This is a genomic window from Neisseria sp. P0021.S007, from assembly GCF_051956855.1.
Window position 1 is genome coordinate 1 of record NZ_JBQCXA010001640.1, and the last position, 452, is coordinate 452.

The 452-nt window shown below is 42.5% G+C and carries 1 protein-coding gene; it reads left to right on the top strand.

Features of this window, described 5'->3' with window-relative positions; all coding sequences use genetic code 11:
• A partial coding sequence (locus ACTHUR_RS20680; protein WP_440400671.1) for an IS1595 family transposase occupies nucleotides 1-314 on the top strand: 314 nt, incomplete at its 5' end.
• Nucleotides 315-452: the final 138 nt, after the last annotated feature.

Genomic DNA, 452 nt, shown 5'->3' on the forward strand with positions numbered 1-452 from the left:
CGTTACTCCCTGTCATTAAAAAGAAAATCATGCCGGACAGCATTGTTTACACGGATAGCCTGAACAGCTACGACAAGTTGGACGTGAGCGGTTTCATCCATTACCGCATCAACCATTCCAAGGAATTTGCCGACCGTCAGAACCACATTAACGGCATTGAGAATTTTTGGAATCAGGCAAAATGCGTCTTACGCAAATACAACGGAATCGATCGCAAATCTTTCCCGCTGTTCTTGAAAGAATGCGAATTTCGATTTAATTTCGGCATACCGTCTCAACAGCTTAAAATCCTGCAAAAATGGTGTGGAATTTAGGGCTAATCTAGTACAGCCCATTAAAAAATTTTGATGGCGGTTGCTGCTGAAAAAGTAGGAATTGGATTTGAGAGAAGGTTTTTGCATATGCTGGTTTCGTGAAGGTCTACGCAGGATCAGCGTTGTCAGCGTTTTCAT